We start from the raw sequence: 25,630 nt of genomic DNA, 5'->3' as shown, positions 1-25,630 counted from the left end.
ATGGTGGAAAAGAAGGAAAAGCGGCGCGGTTTGGGCCGTGGATTATCGGCCTTGATGGCCGATCTTGATACGGTTGAGACGGCTTCGGTCCCCGATCCCGAAGCCTCCGACGATGCGCCCCGGCGGCCGGATCTGCTTGTTCCGATCGACCACATCGAGCCCAATCCGGACCAGCCGCGACGCACTTTCGATGGCGAACCCCTTGAGGAATTGGCGAATTCGATCGCGCATCGGGGTGTAATCCAACCCCTTATCGTTCGCCCACATCCGGAAAAAAATGAACATTATCAGATAGTTGCTGGTGAGCGTCGTTGGCGGGCCGCGCAGATGGCGCAGCTGCACGAGCTGCCGGTGGTCGTGCGCGCCTTCGATGACACCGAGATGCTCGAGGTCGCGATCATTGAAAACATCCAGCGGGCAGACCTGAACCCGGTGGACGAGGCGGCGGGTTATCGCCAGCTGATGGACCGCTTCGGCCATACACAGGAGCAGATGGCCGAGGCGCTCGGGAAGAGCCGTTCTCACATCGCCAATTCGCTGCGGTTGTTGAACTTGCCCCAGGACGTGCTGAGTTGGCTTGGTCGAGGCCAACTGACAGCCGGCCATGCCCGCGCCCTGGTGGCAAACGAGAACGCGAGTGACCTTGCCAAGAAGATCATCGCGAAGAACCTGTCTGTGCGTGAAACCGAGGCGCTTGTGAGGAAGCCGAAAGACGCTCGGGCTCCGCGGCCGCGCAAGTCGGATGCCGAGAAGGACGCGGATACGCGCGCCTTGGAGCAGGACCTGTCGGGTGCGCTTGGGCTGCCAGTGACGATAGATCACAAGCAGGAAGGCCAGAGCGGCAGGATTTCGATCAGCTATAAGTCCTTGGAAGAGTTGGACGAAATCTGTCAGCTCCTCTCGCGGGGCCTTGGCTAGGCGAGAAGCTCACGCAGAACAGCGTTCAACAGCGGTCGCCCGGCGGGCGTCAGTACCAGCCTGTCCGCAGTCCGCACGAGCAGGCCCAGCTCTTCCAGGTTGCGCGTGTCGCCGAGGCTCGCATCAAGCCCGGCAAGATCCACTCCCGACCGTAAGCGAAGGCCCATCATGATGCGCTCTTCCGCTATCTCGCGCGCGGATAGCTCGGTTCTCGTCTCGTAGCCCTTGCCACGCTCGACGGCGTTCAACCAGCCGCCGGGAGCCATGAGTGCCTCTGTCGCGATGCGTCCCAAGGGGGCGCTCAGACGCCCATGAGCGCCCGGTCCGATCCCGATATATTCGCCCCCCGTCCAGTAGATCATGTTGTGTCGCGATTCAGCATCCAACGCAGCATGGTTCGAAACCTCATAAGCAGGCAGGCCGGCACCGGCCGTCATATCCTGTGTGAGTTCGAACATGTCCGCTGCTAGATCCTCGTCCGGCAGTCCGGGCAGCTTCCCGCGGTCGAACCGGTCGCCGAAGGCTGTGCCGGGTTCGATCGTCAGCTGGTAGAGGGACAGGTGATCGGCCGCCAAGCCGAGCGCGCGACCTAGTTCAGCCTCCCACGCGGCCAGGGATTGATCCTGGCGAGCATAGATCAGGTCGAAACTCACGCGGGGGAAATTCTCACGCGCGACCGTGAACGCCGCTTCTGCCTCGCTGACGCTGTGCAGCCGGCCGAGCTTTCGTAGATCGGGATCGTTCAGCGCCTGGATGCCGATGGAGATGCGGTTGACGCCCGCAGTGCGGTAGCCTCGAAACCGCTCGGCCTCGACGGATGTGGGGTTTGCCTCCAGCGTGATCTCGACATCGTTCGCGAACCGCCACGCCTTTTGAGTCGCGTCGATGATCGACGCCACCGTCTCGACCTCCATCAGGCTCGGCGTGCCACCCCCGAAGAAGATCGAACCGATGACCGCATCGGGCATTTCGTCGCGGTACCGCGCGATCTCGCGCGCGAACGCCGCCCGCCAGCGCGCCTGATCGATCCCCGACACGACATGGGAATTGAAATCGCAATAGGGGCACTTCGCCTGGCAGAACGGCCAGTGGATGTAGAGTCCGACCCTATTCAAAGGCGCCCGCAATCAGCTTCGCGAAAGCGTCGGACCGGTGAGAAATGTGGTTCTTTTCCCAGCGATCCATTTCGCCAAATGTCTGATCATGGCCGTCCGGAAGAAAGATCGGGTCGAACCCATGTCCCTGATCCCCCCGCATCGGCCAGACGATCCGACCCTCCATGGTGCCCGGATAGACGGCGTCCTCGCCGTCGGGCCATGCCAGGACCAAGGTACAGCAGAACCTGGCACGCCATGGTTCCTTGGCGCCCTTCCCGACCAGTTCGTCACGGACGCGGCTCATCGCCATCGCGAAGTCCCTGCCGCGCGGCGTTTCTGCCCAGTCTGCGGTGTACACGCCAGGCGCACCGTCAAGCGCGTCGACCTCGAGCCCGGAATCATCGGCCAACGCGGGCAGGCCTGTGGCTTTCGCCGCTGCATGTGCCTTGATCCTGGCGTTTTCCACGAAGGTGGCGCCGTCCTCGATCGGTTCGGGCAACCCGTGATCCGCGTTCGACGTGATCTCGAGCCCGTAGGGCGACAACAGGTCCCTGATCTCGGCGAGCTTTCCGGAATTGTGGGTCGCCACCACTAGCCGGTCGCTTTCGAACCGGCGGCTCATGCCAGGGCCGCCTTCTGGGCGGCCACCAACTCGTCCACGCCCTTTTCCGCGAGGTCTAGAAGTCCGTCCATCTGCTCGCGCGAGAAGGTCGTGCCCTCGCCCGCCATCTGCACCTCGATCAGCCGCTTGGATCCGGTCAGGATGAAATTGCCGTCCACCCCGGCGTCGCTGTCCTCGGGGTAGTCGAGGTCCAGCACCATCTGCCCGGCATAAAGGCCGCAGGACACGGCGGCGACGTGATCCGTGATCGGGTCGGTCACGAGGGCGCCGGCCTTCATCAGCTTGTTCACGGCGATCTTCAGCGCGACCCATCCCCCGGTGATCGAGGCGCAGCGCGTCCCGCCATCGGCCTGTATGACGTCGCAATCGATGGTGATCTGACGCTCGCCAAGTGCATTGCGATCCACCGCGGCGCGCAGAGAACGCCCGATCAGGCGCTGGATTTCCTGCGTGCGGCCAGACTGACCGTTCTTGGCTTCGCGCCGGCCGCGGGTGTGGGTCGCGCGCGGCAGCATCCCGTATTCGGCGGTCACCCACCCCTGCCCCGTGCCTTTCAGGAAGGGAGGCACTCGCTCTTCCAACGTAGCCGTGCAAAGCACGTGGGTGTCGCCGCAGCGGATCAGGCACGACCCTTCGGCATGGCGCGTCACGCCCGTTTCGATTGAAACCGGGCGCATATCGCTTAAGTCTCTGCCGGATGGACGCATGAACTACACTCCTGAATATTTGATGCCCAGATATTCCTCGACCGTATGCCCGCGCAACCCCCGCACTTTTTGGCCGAGATGACGCAGAACCCCGACAAGCATGGCCTCATGACCGAGATGAACGACCGGACGCGCGAAGTGTTTCGCCGCGTGGTCGAGGGCTATCTGGAAACAGGTGATCCCGTGGGCTCGCGGACGCTGACCCGCAGCATGAGCGAGAAGGTCTCGGCCGCGACGATCCGCAACGTGATGTCGGACCTCGAGTTCCTGGGCCTTCTCGACGCGCCGCATGTCAGCGCCGGTCGCGTGCCCACGCAGCTTGGCCTGAGGATGTTCGTCGACGGGCTGCTCGAAGTGGGCGAACTGGGCGAGAACGACCGCCAGAAAATCGACCAGACCCTGGGCTCGAACGAGCGCGACATGGGCACGATCCTCGACCGGGTGGGCGCCGCGCTGTCCGGCGCCACCTCCGGGGCGTCGCTGGTCCTCGCGCCGAAGCACGAGGCGCCGATCCGCCACATCGATTTCGTCTCGCTGGCTGCGGACCGCGCGCTGGTCGTGCTGGTTTTCGCCGATGGTCACGTGGAAAACCGCGTCTTCGCGCCTCCGCCGGGGCAGACCCCGTCATCGATGCGCGAGGCCGCGAACTTCCTCAACGCCATGGCCGAGGGGCGCACCTTGGGCGAACTGCGTGACACGGTCACCGCCGAGATCGCCCGCCACCGGCGCGAGCTGGACACTCTGGCGCAAGCCATGGTCGACACCGGGCTCGCAGTCTGGGACCACGACGGCGAACCCTACGAGCGCCTGATCGTCCGTGGCCGGGCCAATTTGCTGGGCGAAAGCGAGGCCGACCTCGAACGTGCGCGCCAGTTGTTCGACGATCTCGAGCGCAAGCGCGACATCGCCGAGTTTTTGGAACTGACCGACGAGGGCCAGGGCGTGCGGATCTTCATCGGGTCCGAGAACAAACTCTTCTCACTTTCGGGTTCATCTCTGGTGGTGTCTCCTTATATGAACGCGGATCGCAAGATCATCGGTGCGGTGGGGGTGATCGGCCCCACCCGGCTGAATTACGGGCGAATCGTGCCCATCGTGGATTACACGGCCCAGGTGGTGGGAAAACTGCTGTCGGGTCGAAGCTGAGAGGCAAAGAAGAGCGTATGGCTGACGAGAACGAACAGGACATCCAGGCCGCCATCGACGAGATGCTCAAGCGCGAGACCGAGGGCACCGACGGCCCGTCCGAAGCGGACAAGGTCAAGCGCCGCCCCGCGACGAAGAGCACCTCTGACGAGCCCATGGATCTTGACGCACTGGCGGGCGAAGAGCCCCCGATCGTCGAGGAAACCGACGGCATCGCCGGCGAGGTCGAAGAGCTGCGGGCCGAGAACAACGAGCTCAAGGACCGGTTCGTCCGCGCTCTTGCGGATGCCGAGAACGCCCGCAAGCGTGCCGACCGCGAGCGGCGTGAGGCCGAGAATTACGGTGGGTTGAAGATGGCCCGCGACATGCTGCCGGTCTACGACAACCTGCAGCGTGCCGTGGCCGCCATCCCCGAGGAGAACCGCGAAGCGAACGCCTCGCTGATCGAGGGCGTGGAGCTGACGCTGCGGGAGCTTCAGAACGTCTTCGCCAAGCACGGCGTGACCATCGTGGAACCGCAGCTCGGCGATCGCTTCAATCCGAACATGCACGAAGCGATGTTCGAAGCGCCTGTACCCGACACGAAGCATGGCGACATCATCCAGGTGATGACCGTGGGCTTCATGATCCACGACCGCCTTCTGCGTGCCGCACAGGTCGGCGTCAGTTCCACCCCGAAGTAATCGGCTCTGTCCGGAGGACGTCGCGAAATGAAACTATCCGACGCCCTCGGGCGCCTTGGCACGGAAAGCGCCTTCGAGGTCCTCGCCCGGGCCTCGAAGCTCGCGGCCGAGGGGCGCGACATCATCAATCTCGGCATCGGACAGCCCGATTTTCCGACCCCCGAGCATATCGTCGAAGCGGCCGTCAAAGCGCTGCGCGACGGCGCCCACGGCTACACGCCTGCAAATGGTCTTCCTGCCCTACGCGAGTCTGTGGCGGCCGACCTGAACCGCCGGCACGGCGTTGAAGTGCATCCCGATCGGGTCATCGTTCAACCTGGTGGCAAGCCCACGATGTTCTACGCCGCGCTCGCGTTCGGGGAGCCCGGCGCCGAGATCATGTACCCGGATCCGGGATTTCCGATCTATGAGTCGGTGATCTCGTTCTCCGGCGCGACGCCGGTGCCGATCGAGTTGAGAGAAGAGGACGGTTTTGCGTTCCGGGCCGAAGAGGTGCTTGCCAGGATCACGGACCGGACGCGGCTCATCATCATCAACTCGCCGGCCAATCCCACCGGCGCAGTGACCCCGAAGGCCGAGATCGACAAGCTGGTGGCCGGCCTCGCCGATCATCCCGATGTGGCGATCCTGTCGGACGAGATCTACTCGCAGATGCTTTATGGCGGACGCGAACACGTGTCCCTGCTGAGCTATCCCGAAATTCGGGACCGGCTGATCGTGCTGGACGGCTGGTCCAAGACCTACGCCATGACCGGCTGGCGGCTCGGCTACGCGGTCTGGCCTGAACGGCTGGTGGAGCCGATCACCCGCCTGTGCATCAACGACCATTCCTGCGTCAACGCGGCGGCGCAACATGCCGGCATCGCCGCCCTGGAAGGACCGCAGGAGCCCGTGGCCCGGATGGTCGCCCAGTTCGACCGGCGCCGGCACGCCGTGGTCTCGGGGCTCAACGGGTTGCCGGGGGTCAAGTGCGCAGACGCCGGCGGCGCGTTCTACGTTTTCCCGAACATAACAGGCACCGGAATGGATGCCCGCACGGTGCAGGACCGCCTTCTAACCGAGGCCGGAGTTGCCACCGTAGCGGGCACCAGCTTCGGGCGGGCCGGCGAGGGATTCATCCGCGTCTCGTATGCGAACAGCCTTGAGCGTATAGAAACCGCCATCGCGCGCTTTTCCGACCTTCTGAGCTGACACAGGACCGGCAGATGATGCCTTCGAGGCTGCCGATCTTGCGGTGATCGGCATCGGTTAACAGTAACGGAACCTTTCGCAGTCATATGAGAGCAAACTGCAACCGCGTCGGTGCCGATGCCGATGGTGGCAAGGGGGTCCCGGTATGCTCCTCGGTAATAGTGCATCGCTTGCCACCACCGCTGGTGACACGCTGTCTGGCGGCGATGGCAACGACACGCTCGTGGGCGGGAGCGGAAGCGACCAGCTAACGGGCGGTCAGGGTGCCGATGTCTTTGTCTTCATCTTCGACACGGAACAGACGGGCTTCGATACGATCACGGACTATTCCGGGGAAGATCGCATCGCCCTCTATGGCTACGAAAACAGGCCGCTGACGCTTGAAACGGAGTCGTATCTCGGCATCTCCGGTGTCTTCGCTCTGCATAATGTGCCTGACAGCTTCGACGTCATGGTCCATCTTCCCGACATCGGATGGGAAGTTCATACATTTGACACCAGCCCGACCTCGAACGTCGTTTACGCCGTGGCGAGCTACAACCTGACGAGCGCCCTCATTTCGGGTAAGGTCTCGAACGCTGACGGCTCCACGGAAGACATCATATACGACTTCGCGAACGAGCAGCCCTATTCGAGCGTCCACATCTACAAGAACTCCGTCGGCCAGAACCACATGACGGAGACGATCCTCGATGACGGTGCCTACAACAAGCGCAGCTACGACGTGGATCACGTCTCAAATCATACCAGCTTGCTCAGGACCTTCACGTCCGGTGGGGTAGAAAAGACCCGTGTTCTGGAACTGGATAATGGGTCGCGGACGGACACCGTCTTCGACTGGGCAAGTCAAAGCGCCTGGACCGAACTTCGCCGCAACTTCGACGTCGACGGCCGCCTCACTTTCGAGGAAACGCTGAACGACAACGGAACCACCAGCCAGATCTCGTACGACTATGCAAACGCCAGCAACTGGGCCCGTATCGTGACCGAGCTGAACGTGGCGGATCAGATGACCATGCAGCGAAGATACATGGATGACGGCTCGAACATCACCGTGAATTTCGACTTCGACGACTCGCGCAACTGGACTCAGTATCAACAGAGCGTCGATGCCAACGGAAACGTCCTCTATGGCACGCAGATCATGGATGATGGCCGTCGTTTCACGACGCATTTCGACCACGATGGCACCAGAACCTGGCAGTCCTATCTGCAACATTTCGGTTCCGATGGAACGGTTATCAGCACCACGTTCCAGTTGGACGATGGAAGCCTTTTCATCGCATGACCGGCCAACACCATGAGCGTTGACGGTGCACCGGACTCGGTCGAGAATCCGGGCAGCCAGCGCGTACGTTTCACGATCGTCAGTCCCGCAGGACCCGACAATTCTGTTGCGCATCTTCTGCCGAAACTTCGAGAAGCCCTCGCGGTTCACCCCAATGCCGATGCACGGCTTCTCATGGGCCATGACGGACCATTGCGTCGGAAGCTGAGTTCTGTCCTGCCCGGGCGAAAGCGCATCGCCGCCCTGATCGAAGCCGATGTTCTGATCGTCCACACCGCTTTGATGATGTGCGCCGCCGAGATCCTCCTCGCGCGGCTGATGGGGCGGCGGATCTGCGCGATCTACTGGGACACCTATCCGGACAGTTTTCGCAGACCCTGGGGAAATCGCCCCGCGCACATCCTTGCCGCCATGGGTGCGCTCGAACGCTTCCTGCTGCGGCGCTGCGACCTGATCCTTCCACCCTCGACGGATTACATGCCTGCGCTCGAACGGCTAGGCGTCGCGGATCGGGTGCATGTCCTGCCGATTTGGCCTTTCACCGAGACCTTCCCGGCGCGGCGCGAGCGTCCCGGAACGGGCCCGGTTCGGGTCGTATTCGCGGGCCAGATCAATCTGATCCGCGGCCTCGACCATGCATGCCGAGTCCTGTCGAACGCCGCCCGGCATCACCCGGTAGAATTGCACGTCTACGGCGATCTGAAAGGCTGGACGCCTCCTGAATTGGATGAGGGCTTCTCGATCGTCACACACGGCCGCGTGCCGCAAGCCAGCGTCAGCGCCGCTCTGCCCGACTTCGATTTCGGCCTTGTCTCGTTGCATCCTGACTTCGACTGCGCCGTCTTCCCGTCCAAGACAGCGTCCTGCATCACCGCCGGCCTGCCGATCTTGTATGTCGGCCCCGAACTCCCCGCCTATTCGCGCTTCCTGCAGGATACCGGTGTCGGCGCGACCATCACGCTCGAGGAAACATTCGATCTAGCCGAGGCTTCCCGACGCTATCGAGCACACCTGCCGGCCGCGCAGCAACGCGCGTTGGAGGTCCTTCGGATCGATCCGGTCTCGATTCAGGCGATGATTGGAACGCGTTGAAGGCGGGCGCGACGGATCGTCAGCCCGGCCGCCCCGATGATGAGGGCGGCAAGGTAGGCAATCAACGCGACCTCTGGCCAGAACGAGAAGACCAGCACATACACCGCGACGCCCGGAACCAGTGCACCCAGCATATAGATAGCGTAGGACCGCAGTTGGAAATGCGCCATTTGGTACAAAACCGCGATCGACCAGCCGCCCCGGATCGCTTCGCAGGCCAGGAGAAGCACGATCATGGTTCCGTAGCTGACCCCCTCTGCCTCGACCGTACCCGCAATCCCGGCGAGGAGCGCGACGGCGGCGAGGCTGGAAAGCGCCAATGCGCCTCCAGCCCTGGGGGATGTGAACATCCGCTCCGGCACGCTCGAGCCTGCAAGCGTCATGTGGCCGAGTTGCAGGATCGTGTCGGTGACCCGAAGCAAGAGGAACACGAGGGCTGCGAATTCCGGAGTGGCATCGTTGCGCCAGACCTCGCGCAGGCCGAAGGTTGCCAGCAAGCTGGTGACGTTGATCGCGCCGACGCCGGCGCCTTCCTTGACGAAGCGCCACGCGCCTGACGCCCCCGCCACCTCGACCCGCGCCATCACGTCGCGCAAAAGCCCCGGGCAAAAGACGACCAGCAACGCCAGATTGCCGATCTGAAAGGCCCCGAGCAGAAGATAAGGCAAAGCGGGATGAGCCGCATCGTTCAGCAACAGCACGAGGCCCGGTGAAACGGCTAGAGCGGAGAGGCAGGTCGGGCCGAATGCTCGGAACGGACCCGTACGCTTTTGTACGACCGCTGCCCACGGCCCGGCCAAGGCCGAGGCCGACGCGCCCAACCAGATCGGGATCAGAACTGGCCAGATTTCTCGGTAAACCGGAAAAATGCCAAGCAGCAACAGTGGAAATATGCCCGACAGCGGCAGCAGGCAGATGCCTGCGATGATGTAGTCGCGCACGTCGTCTTCCGCGTCGAGCCGTTGAACGCGGAAGAACCCTGCCGCGGAAACGAACGCGATCAGGATCGCCTGCAGGAACACGAGCTGAAAGAACCGCGCCGCGTCGGACGCGCTCAACGCGGTTCCGGCCAGCAGGTACAGGCCCAGCATGAAACACGACCGAGCCGCGATAGACAAACCGATCGCGATGGCGCGGGCCTTCATGCGTTAGGCACACGAATAGAGCTCACCTGTGCCCCCGCCGTCTGTGGCCGATTGCTCAGGATCCGCGCAACCTGGCACCCGAACAGCAGCAGGTAGATCGCGATCCAGTCGAGCGAAATGGCTAGCTGCATGTTCGCGGACGAGTAGATGATCATCATCGCCACCAGAAGCAGGCATCCCAGCGACAGCTGATCCCTGTTCTGCAGCCACGACTTCTCGGACACCGCAAAGACGATGCCCCAGACGAAGAAGTAGAACGGCATCAGCACCCAGTGGAAATCGGTCGCGAGCACCGTATAGACCGACGCCCACTTGTTGCTCGTGTCCCACCCGTGATCCGGCAGCCGGTCGATATAGGTCGACATCTCGCAGGCGACGCGCACGGTGCTGCACAGCGCGGATTGCAGCGGAGGCATGTGTCCGATGAACCAGCCGAACCGCATCGGCAGTTCGGTAGCGCGAGCCAATCCTTCGTAGCCCTGCGTCAGGTAGTTGGTGAGCGTGATGCGCAGGAACTCGAGGCTCGGCGAGACATAGACCGAAAGCGCATTGTCGAAATCGAAGCAGGCGTCGGGAGAGCCGGGCAGACAGCTGAAGTCGATGCCATCGTACCGCCCCATCTTGCGCGCCGCGAAGAGCATGAGGATGAAGGCCACAACGCCGAGCGCGATGACGACCCGTCTGCCCAGGACCCGGTGGTAGTACGAGAGGATCAGGAAGAAGATGGCCAGATCGACCGTCTCCTTGTCCGTCCCCCGCATCATGCTCGATGCGAGATAGGGGAATATGAGGAACAGCAGCAACTTCGTGTTCCGCCGGAAGCTGGCGACGATCAGCAGGAAGATCATGGGCCAGACAACCGCCTTCGCGACCGTCACCAGCATCGCGATTGCGCCGGATTGCCGTTCGTCGAGTCGGGTCAGATAGCTGGAATAGACGTCGCCGAACGCGAGGGAGTACGCAGTCGGGTCAAGGATGAAGCGCCCGGTGATGTCTTGGACATGAAGCGCGGTGAGGGCCAGGAACACGCACCCGAGCCACCAGGCCGCGCGCCGGTCGACGAAGGTGTCGAACCCTCGCGCGGGTAGTGCAGGGCAGCGCTCGCCGACGGCGGAGCCCAGGTTGAACAGCCCCAGGCACGACAGAACGACTGCCGCAGGGGCGAACCGATCTGCGCCCGGCCAGTCGATGGGGCCGAAGTAGAACAGCGCCAGCACCGACAGTACCCAGATGTTATAGAACTTCAGCATGCGATCCGCCGGTCCAGCAGCTCGAGGATAACGCCGATCACTTCGTCCTGCTCGCTCACGGTCAGATCGCTGCCCGAGGGCAGGCACAGGCCGCGATCGAACAATCCCTCGTCGAAGCGGCGCCCGACGTAGCGCGCACCTGCGAAGAGCGGCTGCATGTGCATCGGCTTCCACATGGGACGGGATTCGATCTCGCGCGCCAGCAAGGCCAGCCGGAGATCCTCGCGTGTGATCCCGGCGATATCGGGATCGACCGTCATCACCGTGAGCCAGCGCGTCGAGTGCGCCCCGTCCGGCTCCGGCATGAACGTGATGCCAGGCCGCGCCAGCGCGTCGCGATAGCGCGTGAACAGCCGACGGCGCGCCGCAACCCGGTCGCCAAGCACGCCCAGTTGGCCGACCCCCACAGCAGCCGCAAGGTTGCTCATGCGGTAATTGTAGCCGAGCTGCGAATGTTCGTAATGCGGCGCGGGCTCGCGCGCCTGCGTCGACAGGACCCGTGCGCGCTGGATCAGGCCCGCGTCTCGCGACACCAGCATCCCGCCGCCAGACGTCGTGATGATCTTGTTGCCGTTGAACGACAGGATGGCCGCGTCGCCCCCGGTCCCGGCCTTCCGGCCATCGCGTTCCGCGCCTGCCGACTCGGCCGAGTCCACGATCAGCGCGACGCCGTATCGCTCGCAGATCGACTCGAACCGGTCGATGTCGACGCTCTGGCCGTACAGATCCGTGGGGACCACGGCTTGAGGCAGCGACCTGTTCCGTGCGGCAGCTCTGAGCGCCTCTTCCAGGAGATCGGCGTCCATCGTCCAGTCTGTGGGCGAAAGGTCGAAGAAGACGGGCTGCGCACCTTGGTACAGGATGGGGAACGCCCCGCCCGCGAACGTCATCGAGCCGGTCCAGACTTCTGAGCCGGGCTCCACGCCCTTCAGGCGCAGCGCCAGGTGCAGCGCGGCGGTCCCGCTCGATACCGCTGCGCATGAGACGCCGCCGCCCAGGTAATCCGCGAAATTCCTTTCGAACCGATCGAGCATGGGCCCGACCGGCGCGACGAAATTGCTGTCGAAGACCTCTTCGACCAGTCTGCGCTCGGTTCCCGACATGTGGGGTCGTGACAGCCAGATTCGCATTCTAGTCCCCGTATCCGAAACGCGAGAGCAGCGGCGCCATCGTTGCCGCCAGGCGGGCTGCGTCTGGTCCAAGCGTCTGACGTCCCTTTCCGACCGACGCGCGCGAGATGCTCGTTGTAGCGTGTGCCAACGCCTCATCCGTGCGGGCTTGGCCTACCATCTCGGCGATGGTCCGCAGCGCCGACAGCGGCTCGGCGATGACATCCTCGTAGCGCAACGTCAGCGCGACCGAGGACGGCATCGCCTTGATCGCCGCGTCCGCCGCCGCCGCGCAGGCGCTCCATTGCGCCGCACACAGATCGGCGAGCGGCACGCCCGCGCTCTGCATCTCGGCCATTCCTTCGAAGCGGGGACCCCAGACCGACATGCGCCGGTCCGGATTGCGCAGCATCGAAATCCGGTTGCGCAGATACGACCAGCCATACCGTGGCAGGTCGGATGCGGGCGTGTAGCGAACCTTGGCGGCGTAGTAAGGCAGCGCGGGCAGTTCCATCTCGCCCCGCCACCGCTTTCGCGCCGATCCGACCACGTCGCGCCCGTCACGCACGATATGGACGTATTTTGCCTCGGGCAGGACGGCCCGCACGAATGGCAGGCGCAGGGTGTTGGCGCAGGTCTTCTCGACGATGACATCAGGCTTTCCTCGCGCGCGCCACAACCGCAGGAAGGACCCGCGGATGAATTCTTGCGCCCGCTCGGCCCGCTCGGGCGGGATGGCGTCCGTGGGCCAACCCAGGTTTCCGTGCCGCCAGATCGGGTTGATCTCGTCGCAGGGCCAGGTCACGAACCCGTCCAGGGCCGTCACCGCGTCGCGCAGCATGTTGGTCCCCGAGCGTGCCGCGCCCACGATGATCAGCGGTTGAAACGGTAGCTCGCTCATGCTGCACCAACCTCGGAAACGAGTGCGCTCCAGCGGGAGAGCGCCGCCTCTACCGACAGATGCGACGCGTGATACCGCGCCACCCTGTTCCGGGTCCCGTTGTTCTGCGCGTCTGCCGCCGCACGAATTTCTGCCGCCATCGCGGCCGGGTCGCCATACGGCACGACCCGCCCGATCCCCTCGGTAAGCAGAGTTCGGGCCAACTCGCTTTCAGCCTCGATCATCGCGAGAACCGGCACGCCCAGTCCCAGGTAAGTCAGCGTCTTCGACGGGAACGCCGCGCGATAGATGCCGGGTTTCAGCGCGACCAATGCCAGGTCCGCCGTGGCGATCGTTGGGGCCGCATCGCGGAACGGGCGATGGGGCACGAATTGCACATTCCTCAGACCCTGCGCCGAACGGCGCAGAGCGGCCTCTTCCGCGCCTTCGCCCATGATCATGATCTCGATCCGGTTCGATCCGTCATCGAGAAGCCGTGCTGCCCCGATCAGCGTCTCAAGCCCTTGGAACCGACCTATATTGCCCGCGAAGATCACCCGGAACACGCCCTCGGGCTTTGCTGCAGGGGCCGGCGGAGGACCTTCGAAGTCGGAAAGCATGAAATTGTTCACGACCGCGATCTTCTTCGCCCCGATACCACGGGCTTGGATGGTCTGCGCCATGTCCCGCGACAGGACAATCACCCGATCGGCCGCGCGGGTATTCGCGTGGTCGATCCAGCCCACGATGCGCGCAAGAAGCCCGGACGACGTCCAGTTTCCGGCGAAGACCTGCAGCTCGGGATAGATGTCCTGGCAATGATACACGAACCGGGCGCCCAGCAGCCACGCTGCCCCGCGCGCACCCAATCCGTTCACCGCGGGCGGCATCGTCGCAGTCCAAACCACGTCGAAACGCCGCCCCCGCAGCCGCCAGACCATCGCCGTCCACAGGGCTCGCACAGGAAACAGTAACGCAGCTATCCGGCGACCCGGACCGCGACCCAAACGATGGACCTCAACGCCGTCCACTGCTTCGAAGCGGGCGGCGTTCTGCGCACGGTCTGCCACCTTGTAGCTCGGTTGCTCGGTCAGGACTGTCACGTCATGCCCGTCGCGCACCAGATGCGCGGCGATCTCGCGCAACATCGTCGCGTAGGGCGGCGAATCCGGCCAGAAATGGCGATAGATGACCAGGAGCCGCACGGGTCAGAGTTCCTTCCTTGCCTGCAGCGTCAGCAGGATGCAGCGAATATCCGTGCGGATGGAGGAGCGGTGCAGATACTCAAGATTGAGCCGCACCTTGTCCGGCCAGATAACGGTGTCGTTGTACCGGCGCGGGTCCGCGACCCGTGCCAGGATGTCCTCTTCATCGCGGTACTTCAGCGTCGCCGGCCCCGTGATGCCCGGTCGCAGGGTCAATAGCGCCCGCGCCTCTCCCTCCAGCGTGTCCGCATAGCCCGGGACGTCAGGGCGCGGACCGACGAGGCTCATGTCGCCCGTCAGCACGTTCCAGAGCTGCGGCAGCTCGTCCAGCTTCCACTGCCGCAACCTCTGCCCCAGAGACGTGATCCGCGCGTCTCCCTTCGCTGTCACGGTGCCGCCGGCATTGGGGATCATCGTGCGGATCTTGTAGAGCGTGAACGGTCGTCCCTCGCGCCCCACCCGCGTCTGCGCGAAGATGCCTGACGCTCCGGTATCCCGCGCCGCCAGCCATGCTGTCACGCAGATGATCGGCCAGAGCAGCGCCAGCCCCATTGCTGACAGCAGGATGTCCAGCAACCGTTTGTGAAAGGCACGCCCCGGCGTCATCGGCTACCGTCACGCATCATAATACGCGCTTCCGTAGTTGCCGTAGGTCCCGTGCTTGCCCCCATGGCCGTAGCGCTTCATGGCCGAGACATCGATCTGCGACAGCACCAGGCCGCTGGGTGTCAGGTTCACCGTCTCCAACAGGCGCAGCGCCTCCTTGACCTGCGTCCGGCTCGTGCGGTTCCAGGCCACGTTGAAGATGATGGCGTCGACGTGCTGACCGATCACCCGGGCATCCGGAACGACCAGAACCGGGGGAGTGTCGATCACGATGAAGTCGTAGGTTTCGCGCAGGCGCTCCAGGAAGGCGTGGAAGGTTTCGGACGAGAAGATATCCGCGGCATTCACCTTGCTCTTCTCACCCAACAGGATGTCGGCGTTCAGACGCGGGTCGGTCACGAGCAGCCGTTCGAACGAAGCGCCGGTTCCAGTCAGGGCGGCCACGATCCCTCCGCCGCTGGAACGCGCCGCAACACCGCGGAAATACTCGTTCAGGGTACGCCGGCGCACGTCGCCTTCGATCAGAAGAACCTTCTTCCCCAGGTTGGCCAGGTTGTGCGCGAGCGACACCGCTTGGGTCGTCTTGCCTTCGCCGGGCACCGAAGAGGTGGACATGATGATCTGCGGGGGCTTGTCCATCGAGGACAGAAGCACCGACGTCCGCAGGTTCCGGATTGCCTCGCACGCGGCAGAGGTCGGCTTTTCCGTAAGGTAGGTCAGAAGCTGGTTGCGGCGCCGGATCGGCATCACCGGGATTTGGCCGATGATCTCCAGCCCGGTTTCGGATTCCAGCACGTCGCCGGTTCGGAAGCCCCGGTCGATGAACTGCCTGGCGAACACGAGCGATCCGCCCAGTACCAGCCCCATGGCAAGCGACAAGACGAAGATGACCGACTTCCGCGGCTCGATATACCGGCCCGGAACGGCGGCGGACAGGATGCGGCTGTCGGCATTCTGGAGGCCCAGTTGCACCGTCGCTTCCTTGCGCCGGGCAAGGAACGTCTCGTACAGGGTGCGGGTGGCCTGAAGCTCGCGTTCGAGCTGCTGGAGCTGGGACATGTCCTCGGACTGAACCGCGACCTCTTCCTCCAGGCGCTCGACCGAGCGTGCCAGAAGATCGACCTGGCGTTGCTGGCGGTCGAAGGCCGTGGACGTGCTTCTGAGCGTCGAGTCCACGTGGCTGATGACGGCAGCAGCGGACGGATCGGTTTCGTCGCCGGCGATCGCGAGCAAGGCGTCGGCATCGCCCGCGTCGCGGGCGATCCGAATGCTGCGCATCTGCGCCTCGGAAGCGGCAGCGTCGGCTTGTGCGGCGGACAGCCGCGCGCGCGCATCGGCAAGCTGCCGGTTCAGCGCCTCGACCGCCTGAAGGTTCACGATATCGGTGCTGGTTCGGAAGTCTTTCAGCGCCTGTTCACGTTCACGCAGCTCGAGCTCCAGCTCGGCGACCCGGTCGGACAGCCATGTGACCGCGTTCTCGGTCATCCGGTACTTCTGCTGGATCTGGTCGGCGATGTAGAGCTCGGCCAGCCGGTCCGCGATGGCCATCGACTTCGCGCGGCTTGTCGTCGTGGCGGTGATGTCGAAGATGTAGCGGTCTCGTCGGACGGTCGCCGTGACGGCCTCGCCGACGATATCGACGGTCTGGTTCAGTGTCTCCTGTTCGGGCGACAAGATCAGGTCTTCCGACGATGGCAGGCCCAGACGGTCTTTCACATGCCTGACCAACGACTCCACCGACACCAGCGGCAGGGGACGCAGGGCCGGGTTGAACTCGGGATCGGCGGTCAGATCCAGGTCCTGCACGAGCTGTTCGAGAACGCCGCGCGACCGGATCACATCGACCTCGGTGTTCATCGCCGAGTCCTCGGTAGAGCTTCCTCCGACGATCGCCTCGATATCGACGATGGGAGGGGCCTGAAGCTCGACCTTGAGAGACGTGGTCGAGGCATATTTGGGGACGGCCGCGAAAAACGCATAGTAGCCACCCAGGCCGACCATGAGGGTGACACAGAGAAGAACCGTCAGCTTCTCGCGCCACACTGCGCCAAGCACCGCGAGCAGATCGATTTCCTTTGCCGCCCCGGCGGCACCAAACTTCGTGTTCCGAGTGTCTTGGAGCATTGGGCCTGGATTCCTCGATGGATGTTGATGGTCGGTCCTGTCCTCAATCGACACGACAAACCCTAGGGCCGGGACCAGCTTCGTGATCAGGCGAGATTTCGGTGTGCTAGCGCGCCGTTAACCATTATCGGCGATTCCTTAACCGAAGGTTTCGCGGCGAGGTCTCGGCGGGCACATGGCGGTCAGGATGACGGGTTCAGGTCAGCCATGGCTCCGGATCCCGTCCCAGGCGTTTGACAGCCGCGCGGTCCCGAGGATCAGGTTGACCACCCGCTCAGACGTGTTGGCGATGCAGTAATCGGCGGGAACGGGATGCGGCAAACCTGCCGCCTCGCGCGTGGCGAAGCTTCCTGCGGCGGCCTCGACGCCGGCGACGATCGCGTCGCGATCCACGCCAGTGACCATGATGCTGCCCGTGTCCAGTGCCTCGGGGCGTTCGATCGCATCGCGCGGGGTGATCGCCGGGAAGCCGAGGATCGAGGACTCCTCGGCGATGGTGCCCGAGTCCGAGATCGCGCAGAAAGCGTGCATCTGCAGATGGTTGTAGTCGTGGAACCCGAAGGGGGTGGCCCAGGTCACGCGGCGGTCGAATTCGGCCCCCAACGTGTCCAGCCTTTTGCGTGTGCGCGGATGGGTCGAGACGATGATCGGCTTGTCGTGCCGCTCGGCCAGCGCGTTCAATGCCGCCACCAGAGACGAGAGCCGGGCGGGGCTGTCGACGTTCTCTTCGCGGTGGAGCGACACCACGAAGTAGCCGCGCCGCTCCAGCCCGAGGCGGGCCAGAACGTCGGACGCCTCGATCCGGTCGCGGTAGTGCTCGAGCACCTCGCGCATGGGGCTTCCGGTCAGGTGGATGCGGCGATGCGGCAGACCCTCGGACAGAAGATGGCGACGGGCGTGCTCGGTATAGACGAGGTTGAAATCGGCGACGTGGTCCACGAGGCGGCGGTTGGTCTCTTCCGGGACGTTCAGGTCGAAGGAGCGGTTGCCAGCCTCCATGTGATAGACCGGGATCTTCATCCGACGCGCCATGATGGCCGAGATGGCCGAGTTCGTGTCGCCGAGGATCAGTACGGCATCGGGGCGAAGTTCGGTCAGGACGCGCTCGGTCCCGGTCAGGATGCCGGCCAGCGTCTCGCCCAGGGTGCCGCCACCGGCACCCAGGAAATGATCGGGTGGGCGGACGCCGAGATCCTCGAAGAAGACCTCGTTCAGGGCGCGGTCCCAGTTCTGGCCGGTGTGGATCACCGTGTGATCCGTAAGCGTGTCGAGCCGCGCCATGACGCGCGACAGGCGGATGATCTCGGGACGGGTTCCGAGGATGGTGGCGACCTTCAGTCTGTTCACGGCATGACCCTGTCTGCGTAGGTGTCGGGGGCGGCGGGATCGAAGAGGGCGTGGCTCCAGAACAGCGTGAGCAATTCTCCGGGGCCAATGTTCTCGATCGAGTGGGTGGTCAGCGTCGGCATGTCGATCGCCACGGGCTCCGAGCCGGACACGCGGATTTCCTGCACCTCGTCTGACAAGACGTGACGCAGGCGGATCACCGCCTCGCCCCCGAGGACGAGGAATCGTTCCACCTTGTCGAGGTGGAAATGGTCGCCGCGCGTGACGCCGGGCTTCGTCGTGGACAGGAACGTCTGACCCCCGCCGCCGCCTTTCACGGCCTCGAACAGCGTGCCGCGGGAATCAGTGTTGCGGGTCAGGGGCCGGACGGCGGGCACCTTGGCGGCGCGGTATGTGTTGAAGAGCTGCAGGTCGAACGGATCGGACAGGTCGGGGATGACGTTCGCAGCGTACGAGTCGTGGAACCCCCGCAGGCGTTCGTAGAGCGCCGCGACCGTCATCTGCCGGCCCTCCGGCGTGATCCGGCCCGCCTGCCCTTTCGCGATCGCGTCGATGGCCATGTCGGCGGCGGCCCCGGCGTGCAGCAGGGCGACCTGGCCGTCGGGGTTCAACTGAGGCCCGGTCCCGTCGAGGATCTGATGGATCAGGGTGGCGGTGACGTTGTTGTAGAACGGCCGCGCGTCCTCGCCGAAGATGTGAGGCAGAACCAGGTCGGTCATCCGCGTGACGCCCTCGGCCAGCACATCGGCCGCCCGGGCCTTGGACCGGCCATAGGCGGTGTCGCGCCCGGCATGAGTCGAGTTCGCGTGAACGATATGAGCATCACAGTCGGCGGCGCCGCAGGCCGCGACGAGGCGCTGGGAGATCGCGGGATTTGCAGTCTCGACCTCGGCCTCGGGGGCGCGGTTCACGCCGGCGAAATGCAGAACCGCATCCGCCCCTGCAAGCGCCGAGGCGAGCTGCGCGTCATTCTGGAATGCGGCGTGGCCGAGGGTGACGATGTCCCACGGCTTGGCCTCACCGCGATGGGCGGCGGCGCAATTCGCTGCGTGCAGGCGGGAGCGGGCGTGGCGGCCGATCAGCCCACCGGCGCCGGTGACGACGACGCGCATCATGCCCCTGCCCCGAGCGCCATGAACACGCACAGGGAGCGGACGCCCGAGCCGGAGCTGGCGAGGCTGTCCGCGCGCACCGGTGGCTCCGTGGCGCGGGTGAAGTGATCTTCCTCGGAGACGTTCGTGGTGATGCCGAACAGGCGCACGCGCCAGCCGCAACGGTCGACGGCGCCCCTGATGCGCAGGGCGAGAGAGGTGTGGTTCACGACACGGGCCATTCTGGTCCCCCTTTTCGTCGGGCGTAGGTCAGGCAGTGAGGGCGAGCGGCCGCCCGCTGTCCTGCAGCGCGCCCTGAACCTCGGGAAGGCTGAGGAGCAGCCGCTTCACGCCCTCCACGTCCAGCCGTTCGGTGTTGTGCGAGTGGTAGTCCTCGATCCGGGCGGTCCGCGGATCGCCTTCGCTGAAGAACGGCTTGTAGTTCAGGTCCCGAGTGTCGGGCATGATCCGCCAGTAGGCGCCCATGTCCTCGGCCCGCGCGAGCTCTTCGGCGCTGGCCAGCGTCTCGTAGAGCTTTTCGGCATGGCGCCAACCGATGGTCTCGACGGGATGGCGGGGCGCGTCGAACAACTGCTTCAGCGCCTCGATCAGGTCGGCGATGGTCGAGGCCGGAGCCTTCTTGATGAACAGGTCGCCCTGGTTGGCGTGGGCGAAGGCGTGGCGCACGAGGGCGACGCTGTCGCGCAGCGGCATCAGGAAGCGCGTCATGGTGGGCTCGGTCACCGTGATCGGCCGGCCCTCGCGGATCTGGCGCACGAAGAGCGGGATCGCCGAGCCGCGAGAATACATGACGTTGCCGTAGCGCACGCACGAGATCGTGGTGTCGGCGGTGTCGCCCAAGCTGCGCGCGGCCGCCAGCGCCGTCTTTTCCATAAGGGCCTTCGACAGGCCCATCGCGTTGACGGGAAATACCGCCTTGTCGGTCGACAGGCACACGAGCGAGCGCACTCCCGCACGGATCGCCGCCCGGATCACGTTCTCGGACCCGATGACATTGGTGCGCACCGCTTCGTGCGGGAAGAACTCGCACGACGGCACCTGCTTCAGTGCGGCCGCGTGGAACACCGAGTCCACGCCGGCCATGGCGCGCTCGACCGATTCCGGGTCGCGGATGTCACCGATGTAGTAGCGCACCCGGTCGTCGCGCAGCTCGGCGCGCAGGGCGTCCTGCTTTTCCTCGTCGCGGCTGAGGATGCGGATCTGGGGCACGCCCTCGGCCAGCAGACCCTTCAGCATGGTCTTGCCGAACGATCCGGTGCCGCCCGTGATGAGCACGCGTTCGATCCGCTGTGCGGGCCCGTTCTGGGTCCCGAAGGGTCTTGCCATCATTGTCTGGTTCTCCATCTCGATGGTCACATGGCGTCGGCAGTGGCGGGGATGTGGTAGCCGCTGACATATCGCTCGATGCAGGTGCGCAGGCGGATCGCGTCGCCGGCGTCGATCGCCGCCTGAACGGCGCGTAACATCGCCTGAGTTTCGATTTCCGAAAGGTGCTCTTCCTCGGCGCGCAGTATCTTTTCGTGGGGGGTCGCGGTCAGCGCGTCGCCGATCACAAGCTCTTCGTACAGCTTTTCGCCGGGCCGCAACCCGGTCACCCGGATCGCGATCCCGTCGGGGTCGGTGTCGCTCTGGACCTTTGCGCCGGACAGTTCGATCATCCGCCGCGCAAGCTCCATGATCCGCACCGGTTCGCCCATATCCAGGACGAAGACGTCGCCGCCTGCCGCGAACGCCCCACCCAGCAGCACGAGGCGCGCAGCTTCGGGGATCGTCATGAAGTACCGCGTCACCTCGGGATGGGTCACGGTGATCGGGCCGCCGCGGGCGATCTGCTTCTGGAACAGCGGCAGGACCGACCCGGACGAGCCGAGCACGTTGCCGAAGCGCACCATCGCCAGAGTCGTGCGCGGATTGCGGCGCTGCAGGTCCTGGACGACCATTTCCGCCAGGCGCTTCGAGGCGCCCATCACATTGGTGGGCCGTACCGCCTTGTCGGTCGAGACCAGCATGAACCGCTCCACCCCCGCGTCGACGGCGGCGCGGGCGACGATCCGGGTGCCGATGACGTTGTTGCAGGCGCCTTCCAGCTCGTTGTCCTCGACCATCGGGACGTGCTTGTAGGCCGCGGCGTGCAGGATGAAGTCGACGCCCTCGCTTTCGATCACCTGGCGCACGCGGCTTTCGTTGGTGACCGAGCCCAGGCGCGCGCGGACCTCGATCCCGGTGCCATCGACCAGCATGGTTCGCAGTTCGGCGTCGATCTCGTAGAGCGCGAATTCGCTGTGCTCGAACAGGACGATGCGCGCGGGGCGGCAATCGACCAGCTGGCGGCACAGTTCCGAGCCGATGGATCCGCCAGCCCCGGTGACCATCACCGTGCGCCCGGCATAGGTCCGGGTCACGGCCGGCACATCGAGGTCGACCTTGTCGCGACAGAGAAGGTCGTCGGGGCGCACGGGCCGCAATGCCTGCTCGACGCTGCCACGCTCGATCAATTCGGCGAAGGACGGCAGGGTCTGCACCTCGCAGCCCAGTGCGCGGATTTCGGCGGCGATCCAGTTGCGCCGCTCGTCCGAGGCCGAGGACAGCGCGAGGATCACGGTCTTCACGCCGAAGCGCGCCGCCAGCCGCGGCAGCATCCGTGCGCCATGAACCTTCAGGCCAGCGATGCGAAGCCCCTCGAAGGCGCGGTTGTCATCGACGAACGCGACGGGGCACAGGCTACCGGAAGAGCGCAGCGCATAGGCGATCTGCACCCCTTCGGTCCCGGCGCCGTAAAGGATCACGGGCGTCTGACCGGCGCTCAGCCTGCGGATGCTGAAGAGGGTGCCGAGAATTGCCAGCCGCGCACCGACCGCAAGGGTGAAGAACGCCGTGCCGAAGATCAGAGGCAGCGACAGCGGCGCGGGTGCCTGCAGCATTTGAGCGGCGGCCGCCGCGATCGTCGCAAGAAGCGTCGCGCCGAGGGCAAGCGAGGCCAGCGCGCGTGCCTCGGTATGATGCAATCGGATTTGCGGGATGCCGAGGCCGTGCAGGACCGCCGCGGCAAGGCCGCAAGTCGCCACCAGCACGCCGGTATGGGCGCGGATCGCGTCGGCGGCGTCCGCAGTGTCGAAGCGCAGCACGACAGCCAGGACCAGCGCCACCGCCACCAGCGACAGGTCGAGCGCCAGCACGAGCGCCCACTTGGTCCGCCGCGGCAGGCCGATGATCTTGTCGTAGAGCGGCGGGAGGGCCCTCTTTGCCTGCGCAGGAGCCGCGACCACGGGACGGTCCTCGTTCGACGCGGAACGGGCGATGGGCGTCATTGTGTTCACGGGGACGTCTCACGGCCAGGGATGGACAGTGAGTGTCGTAGAGTGCGCAGAGTTAACGCTTGCTTAGCGCGGGTCGCGGAAATGGCCGCGGAGTGTCAGAAACAACCAGGTTCAAGCTTTTGTGGCGAGTGTGCGCAGCTCGTAGATCAGGTCCAGCGCCTCGCGCGGGCTCAGGTCGTCGGGGTGGAGCGCCGCGAGTCGCGACTCGACCGCCGAGCCTTTCGGCGCGACCGGCGCAGGCGGCGGGGCGGCCGAAAACAATGGCAGGTCGTCGATCAGCGTCGCCTGCCGGCCCCCCGCCTCGCCCTCTTCCAGCGCGCGCAAGACCACCTCGGCACGCGCCACCACGGCTTGCGGCAGTCCGGCCAGCTTGGCCACCTGCACCCCGTAGGAGCGATCCGCGGTCCCCTTGCGCACCTCGTGGAGGAAGATCACCTCGCCCTCCCACTCCTTCACCGCGACGGTCGCGTTCCTCACCCCGTCAAGCTTTTCTGCCAACCGCGTCAGCTCGTGATAGTGCGTCGCGAACAGCGCGCGGCATCCGTTCACGTCGTGCAGGTGTTCCAGCGTCGCCCAAGCGATCGACAGGCCATCGTAGGTGGCCGTGCCGCGGCCGATCTCGTCGAGGATCACCAGCGCGCTCTCGTCCGCCTGGTTCAGGATCGCCGCGGTTTCGACCATCTCGACCATGAAGGTCGACCGCCCCCGCGCGAGGTCGTCCGCCGCGCCGACCCGGCTGAACAGCTGGCTGACTATGCCGATCCGGGCCTCGCGCGCGGGAACGAACGCCCCCATCTGCGCCAGAAGTGCGATCACCGCGTTCTGCCGCAGGAAGGTCGACTTGCCGGCCATGTTCGGACCCGTCAGCAGCCAGCAGGCCGGCCCCACTCCATCCGACAGGTCGCAATCGTTGGCGATGAAGGGCCCTGCCCCCTGCGCCTTCAAGGCACGCTCGACGACAGGATGACGGCCTTGTTCCACGTGGAACAGGCGGCTGTCCTCGACGGTCGGGCGCACCCAATCCTCGGTCAGCGCCAGATGCGCCAGCGCCGCGGTCACGTCCAGCGCCGCCAGCGCGCGCGCCGCCTCGCCGACGGCCGCTGCCTCGGCGACCACGGCTTGCGACAGGCTGCCGAAGATCCGCTTCTCGATCTCGAGCGCCCTGCCCCCGGCATTCAGGATCTTCGTCTCCAGTTCGGACAGCTCGACCGTGGTGAAGCGTACGGCGCTGGCGGTCGTCTGGCGGTGGATGAAGCGGTCCGACAGGGCGAACATCTTGTCGGCATGAGTCGAAGTGACCTCGATGAAGTAGCCCAGCACGTTGTTGTGCTTGACCTTCAGCGCGCCGATTCCCGTCGCTTCGGCATACTCGGCCTGCATCGAGGCGATCACGCCCCGCCCCTCGTCCCGCAGCGTCCGCGCCTCGTCGAGGTCACCGTCGTAGCCGGGCGCGACGAAGCCGCCGTCGCGCGCCAGAAGCGGCGGTTCGGCCACCAGCGCGGCGTCCAGAAGGTCGATCAGTGCCTCGTGGCCGCCCAAAGCCCGCGCCGCCTCGGCCAGAACGTCGGGCAAATCCTCGGCGCCTTCCAGCACCTCGCGCAGCTCGTCCGCGCGGGTCAGGCCGTCGCGGATGGCCGTCAGGTCGCGCGGCCCGCCCCGGTCGAGCGCCAGCCGCGACAGCGCCCGGTCCATGTCCGACACCTGTCGCAGCCACTCGCGCAGGGTCTCGCCCAGCCGCGCATCATCCACCAGCCGCGCGACGCCCGCCTGTCGCGCCCGGATCGTGCTCAGATCCCGCGAGGGCGAGGTCAGCCGCCGTTCGAGCAGCCGCCCCCCGACCGCCGTCACCGTCCGGTCGATGGCCCACAGAAGCGACCCCTGCCGGCCGCCCGACAGGGAGTGCGTCAGCTCGAGGTTGCGCCGTGTCGCCGCGTCGATCTGCATGACGGCCTGCGGTTCTTCCCGCAAAGGCGCGCGCAGCAGCGGCAGCTTCCCCCGCTGCGTGATCTCGAGGTAGTCGACGATCGCCGCCATGGCCGAGACTTCGGCCCGCCCGAATGCGCCGAACGCGTCCAGCGACCCGACCTTCCACGTCGCGCACAGCCGCTTCTCTCCCGCCACGCTGTCGAAGGACCCGCGCGACAGTCCTGTCGCCGAGCCCCCCAATTCGGCGACCAGCGGGGTCAGGTCGGCCTCGTGTGCCTCGCTCAGCAGCACCTCGCGGGGGGCCAGCCGCGCAAGCTCCGGCCCCAGCCGCACGCGCGGGCACGGCGTCACGCGCAATTCGCCGGTCGAGATGTCGACCCAGGCCAGCGCCCCCTCGCCCCGCACATCGGCCCAGGCGGCGAGGAAGTTGTGCCGCCGGGCGTCCAGCAACGACTCTTCGGTCAGCGTGCCGGGCGTCACCAGCCGCACCACCGCGCGCTTCACCACGGATTTGGACCCGCGCTTCTTGGCCTCGGCGGGGTCCTCCATCTGCTCGCAGACGGCGACGCGGAAGCCCTTGCGGATCAGGGTCAGCAGGTAGCCTTCGGCGGCGTGGACCGGGACGCCGCACATGGGGATGTCATCGCCCAGATGCTTGCCGCGCTTGGTCAGGGCGATGTCCAGCGCCTCGGCGGCCGCCACCGCGTCATCGAAGAACAGTTCGTAGAAGTCACCCATCCGGTAGAACAGCAGCGCGTCCGGGTGATCCGCCTTGATCTCGAGAAACTGCGCCATCATCGGCGTCGGTGCGTCGCTCACGGGTGCCCCCTTGCCCCAGGTCGCACCCCTCTAGCAAAGCCCCGCG

22 protein-coding genes are annotated in these 25,630 nt (G+C 65.4%); 6 read left to right on the top strand and 16 right to left on the bottom strand.

The annotated features are described in order from the left end of the window. Complete coding sequence (locus tag PAM7066_RS11440) at positions 1–918, top strand: ParB/RepB/Spo0J family partition protein (RefSeq protein WP_085854299.1); 918 nt, start codon at positions 1–3, stop codon at positions 916–918. Here PAM7066_RS11440 and hemW read toward each other — a convergent pair. From hemW to rph, 3 genes are read right to left on the bottom strand one after another with little or no spacing between them, the layout of a single operon-like run. Beyond that, positions 915–2,033 carry a radical SAM family heme chaperone HemW gene (gene hemW / locus PAM7066_RS11435; protein WP_090928961.1) on the bottom strand — a complete coding sequence of 373 codons (1,119 nt, stop codon included), beginning with the start codon at positions 2,031–2,033 and terminating at the stop codon, positions 915–917. The two genes, PAM7066_RS11440 and hemW, sit on opposite strands and share 4 nt — an antisense overlap. After that, positions 2,026–2,637 carry an RdgB/HAM1 family non-canonical purine NTP pyrophosphatase gene (gene rdgB, locus PAM7066_RS11430; RefSeq protein WP_085854298.1) on the bottom strand — a complete coding sequence of 204 codons (612 nt, stop codon included), beginning with the start codon at positions 2,635–2,637 and terminating at the stop codon, positions 2,026–2,028. The genes hemW and rdgB overlap by 8 nt, the downstream gene beginning before the upstream one ends. After that, complete coding sequence (rph, locus tag PAM7066_RS11425; protein WP_085854297.1) at positions 2,634–3,344, bottom strand: ribonuclease PH; 711 nt, start codon at positions 3,342–3,344, stop codon at positions 2,634–2,636. Before rph ends, rdgB begins: the two co-directional genes overlap by 4 nt. A gap of 78 nt (positions 3,345–3,422) precedes the next feature. Between rph and hrcA the strand changes: the two genes are divergently transcribed. The 5 genes from hrcA to PAM7066_RS11400 all read left to right on the top strand — a co-directional run bounded on the left by hrcA (position 3,423) and on the right by PAM7066_RS11400 (position 8,744). Further along, complete coding sequence (hrcA, locus tag PAM7066_RS11420; protein ID WP_085854296.1) at positions 3,423–4,490, top strand: heat-inducible transcriptional repressor HrcA; 1,068 nt, start codon at positions 3,423–3,425, stop codon at positions 4,488–4,490. Positions 4,491–4,645: 155 nt separating this feature from the next. Beyond that, on the top strand, positions 4,646–5,173 hold the full coding sequence (locus PAM7066_RS11415; RefSeq protein ID WP_090928976.1) for a nucleotide exchange factor GrpE: 528 nt from the start codon (positions 4,646–4,648) through the stop codon (positions 5,171–5,173). Between the two features lie 27 nt (positions 5,174–5,200). Next, on the top strand, positions 5,201–6,364 hold the full coding sequence (locus PAM7066_RS11410) for a pyridoxal phosphate-dependent aminotransferase (RefSeq protein WP_085854294.1): 1,164 nt from the start codon (positions 5,201–5,203) through the stop codon (positions 6,362–6,364). Positions 6,365–6,509: 145 nt separating this feature from the next. Beyond that, complete coding sequence (locus tag PAM7066_RS11405; RefSeq protein ID WP_085854293.1) at positions 6,510–7,652, top strand: calcium-binding protein; 1,143 nt, start codon at positions 6,510–6,512, stop codon at positions 7,650–7,652. A 12-nt stretch (positions 7,653–7,664) separates the two neighbouring features. Then, positions 7,665–8,744: a glycosyltransferase gene (locus PAM7066_RS11400; RefSeq protein WP_085854292.1), complete on the top strand. Its 1,080-nt coding sequence runs from the start codon at positions 7,665–7,667 to the stop codon at positions 8,742–8,744. Here the strand turns inward: PAM7066_RS11400 and PAM7066_RS11395 are convergent. The 13 genes from PAM7066_RS11395 to mutS form a co-directional block, all read right to left on the bottom strand. Continuing rightward, entirely contained in the window at positions 8,720–9,889 is a 1,170-nt protein-coding gene (locus PAM7066_RS11395; RefSeq protein WP_085854291.1) for a hypothetical protein, read from the bottom strand. The two genes, PAM7066_RS11400 and PAM7066_RS11395, sit on opposite strands and share 25 nt — an antisense overlap. Continuing rightward, complete coding sequence (locus PAM7066_RS11390) at positions 9,886–11,139, bottom strand: hypothetical protein (protein WP_085854290.1); 1,254 nt, start codon at positions 11,137–11,139, stop codon at positions 9,886–9,888. Before PAM7066_RS11390 ends, PAM7066_RS11395 begins: the two co-directional genes overlap by 4 nt. Next, the gene (locus PAM7066_RS11385) at positions 11,133–12,269 is read right to left on the bottom strand and encodes a DegT/DnrJ/EryC1/StrS family aminotransferase (RefSeq protein ID WP_139214997.1); all 1,137 of its coding nucleotides are present in this window, start codon (positions 12,267–12,269) and stop codon (positions 11,133–11,135) included. The genes PAM7066_RS11390 and PAM7066_RS11385 overlap by 7 nt, the downstream gene beginning before the upstream one ends. Before the next feature lies 1 nt (position 12,270). Then, a complete protein-coding gene (locus PAM7066_RS11380; RefSeq protein WP_085854288.1) occupies positions 12,271–13,149 on the bottom strand; it encodes a sulfotransferase in 879 nt (292 codons plus the stop codon). Beyond that, positions 13,146–14,333, bottom strand: a complete 1,188-nt coding sequence (locus tag PAM7066_RS11375) for a glycosyltransferase family 4 protein (RefSeq protein ID WP_085854287.1) — start codon at positions 14,331–14,333, stop codon at positions 13,146–13,148. The genes PAM7066_RS11380 and PAM7066_RS11375 overlap by 4 nt, the downstream gene beginning before the upstream one ends. A gap of 3 nt (positions 14,334–14,336) precedes the next feature. Then, on the bottom strand, positions 14,337–14,939 hold the full coding sequence (locus PAM7066_RS11370; protein ID WP_085854286.1) for a sugar transferase: 603 nt from the start codon (positions 14,937–14,939) through the stop codon (positions 14,337–14,339). 9 nt (positions 14,940–14,948) lie between these two features. Beyond that, positions 14,949–17,063, bottom strand: coding sequence for a GumC family protein (locus tag PAM7066_RS11365; RefSeq protein WP_085854285.1), 2,115 nt, complete (start codon positions 17,061–17,063; stop codon positions 14,949–14,951). A 201-nt stretch (positions 17,064–17,264) separates the two neighbouring features. Continuing rightward, complete coding sequence (gene wecB, locus PAM7066_RS11360) at positions 17,265–18,410, bottom strand: non-hydrolyzing UDP-N-acetylglucosamine 2-epimerase (RefSeq protein ID WP_085854284.1); 1,146 nt, start codon at positions 18,408–18,410, stop codon at positions 17,265–17,267. Next, the gene (locus PAM7066_RS11355; RefSeq protein ID WP_217639955.1) at positions 18,407–19,525 is read right to left on the bottom strand and encodes a polysaccharide biosynthesis C-terminal domain-containing protein; all 1,119 of its coding nucleotides are present in this window, start codon (positions 19,523–19,525) and stop codon (positions 18,407–18,409) included. Before PAM7066_RS11355 ends, wecB begins: the two co-directional genes overlap by 4 nt. Beyond that, positions 19,522–19,743 (bottom strand): hypothetical protein, encoded by a 222-nt coding sequence (locus PAM7066_RS11350; RefSeq protein ID WP_085854283.1) that lies wholly within the window; start codon positions 19,741–19,743, stop codon positions 19,522–19,524. The genes PAM7066_RS11355 and PAM7066_RS11350 overlap by 4 nt, the downstream gene beginning before the upstream one ends. A gap of 28 nt (positions 19,744–19,771) precedes the next feature. Continuing rightward, positions 19,772–20,848, bottom strand: a complete 1,077-nt coding sequence (locus PAM7066_RS11345; protein WP_085854463.1) for an SDR family NAD(P)-dependent oxidoreductase — start codon at positions 20,846–20,848, stop codon at positions 19,772–19,774. Between the two features lie 26 nt (positions 20,849–20,874). Beyond that, positions 20,875–22,830 (bottom strand): polysaccharide biosynthesis protein, encoded by a 1,956-nt coding sequence (locus tag PAM7066_RS11340; protein WP_085854282.1) that lies wholly within the window; start codon positions 22,828–22,830, stop codon positions 20,875–20,877. Positions 22,831–22,950: 120 nt separating this feature from the next. After that, positions 22,951–25,563, bottom strand: coding sequence for a DNA mismatch repair protein MutS (mutS, locus tag PAM7066_RS11335; protein ID WP_085854281.1), 2,613 nt, complete (start codon positions 25,561–25,563; stop codon positions 22,951–22,953). Positions 25,564–25,630 lie beyond the last annotated feature (67 nt).

Source organism: Palleronia marisminoris (genome assembly GCF_900172315.1).
Classification (GTDB): domain Bacteria; phylum Pseudomonadota; class Alphaproteobacteria; order Rhodobacterales; family Rhodobacteraceae; genus Palleronia; species Palleronia marisminoris.
Note: the sequence above shows the minus strand (reverse complement) of the source record. Positions and strands in the feature narration are given on the sequence as shown.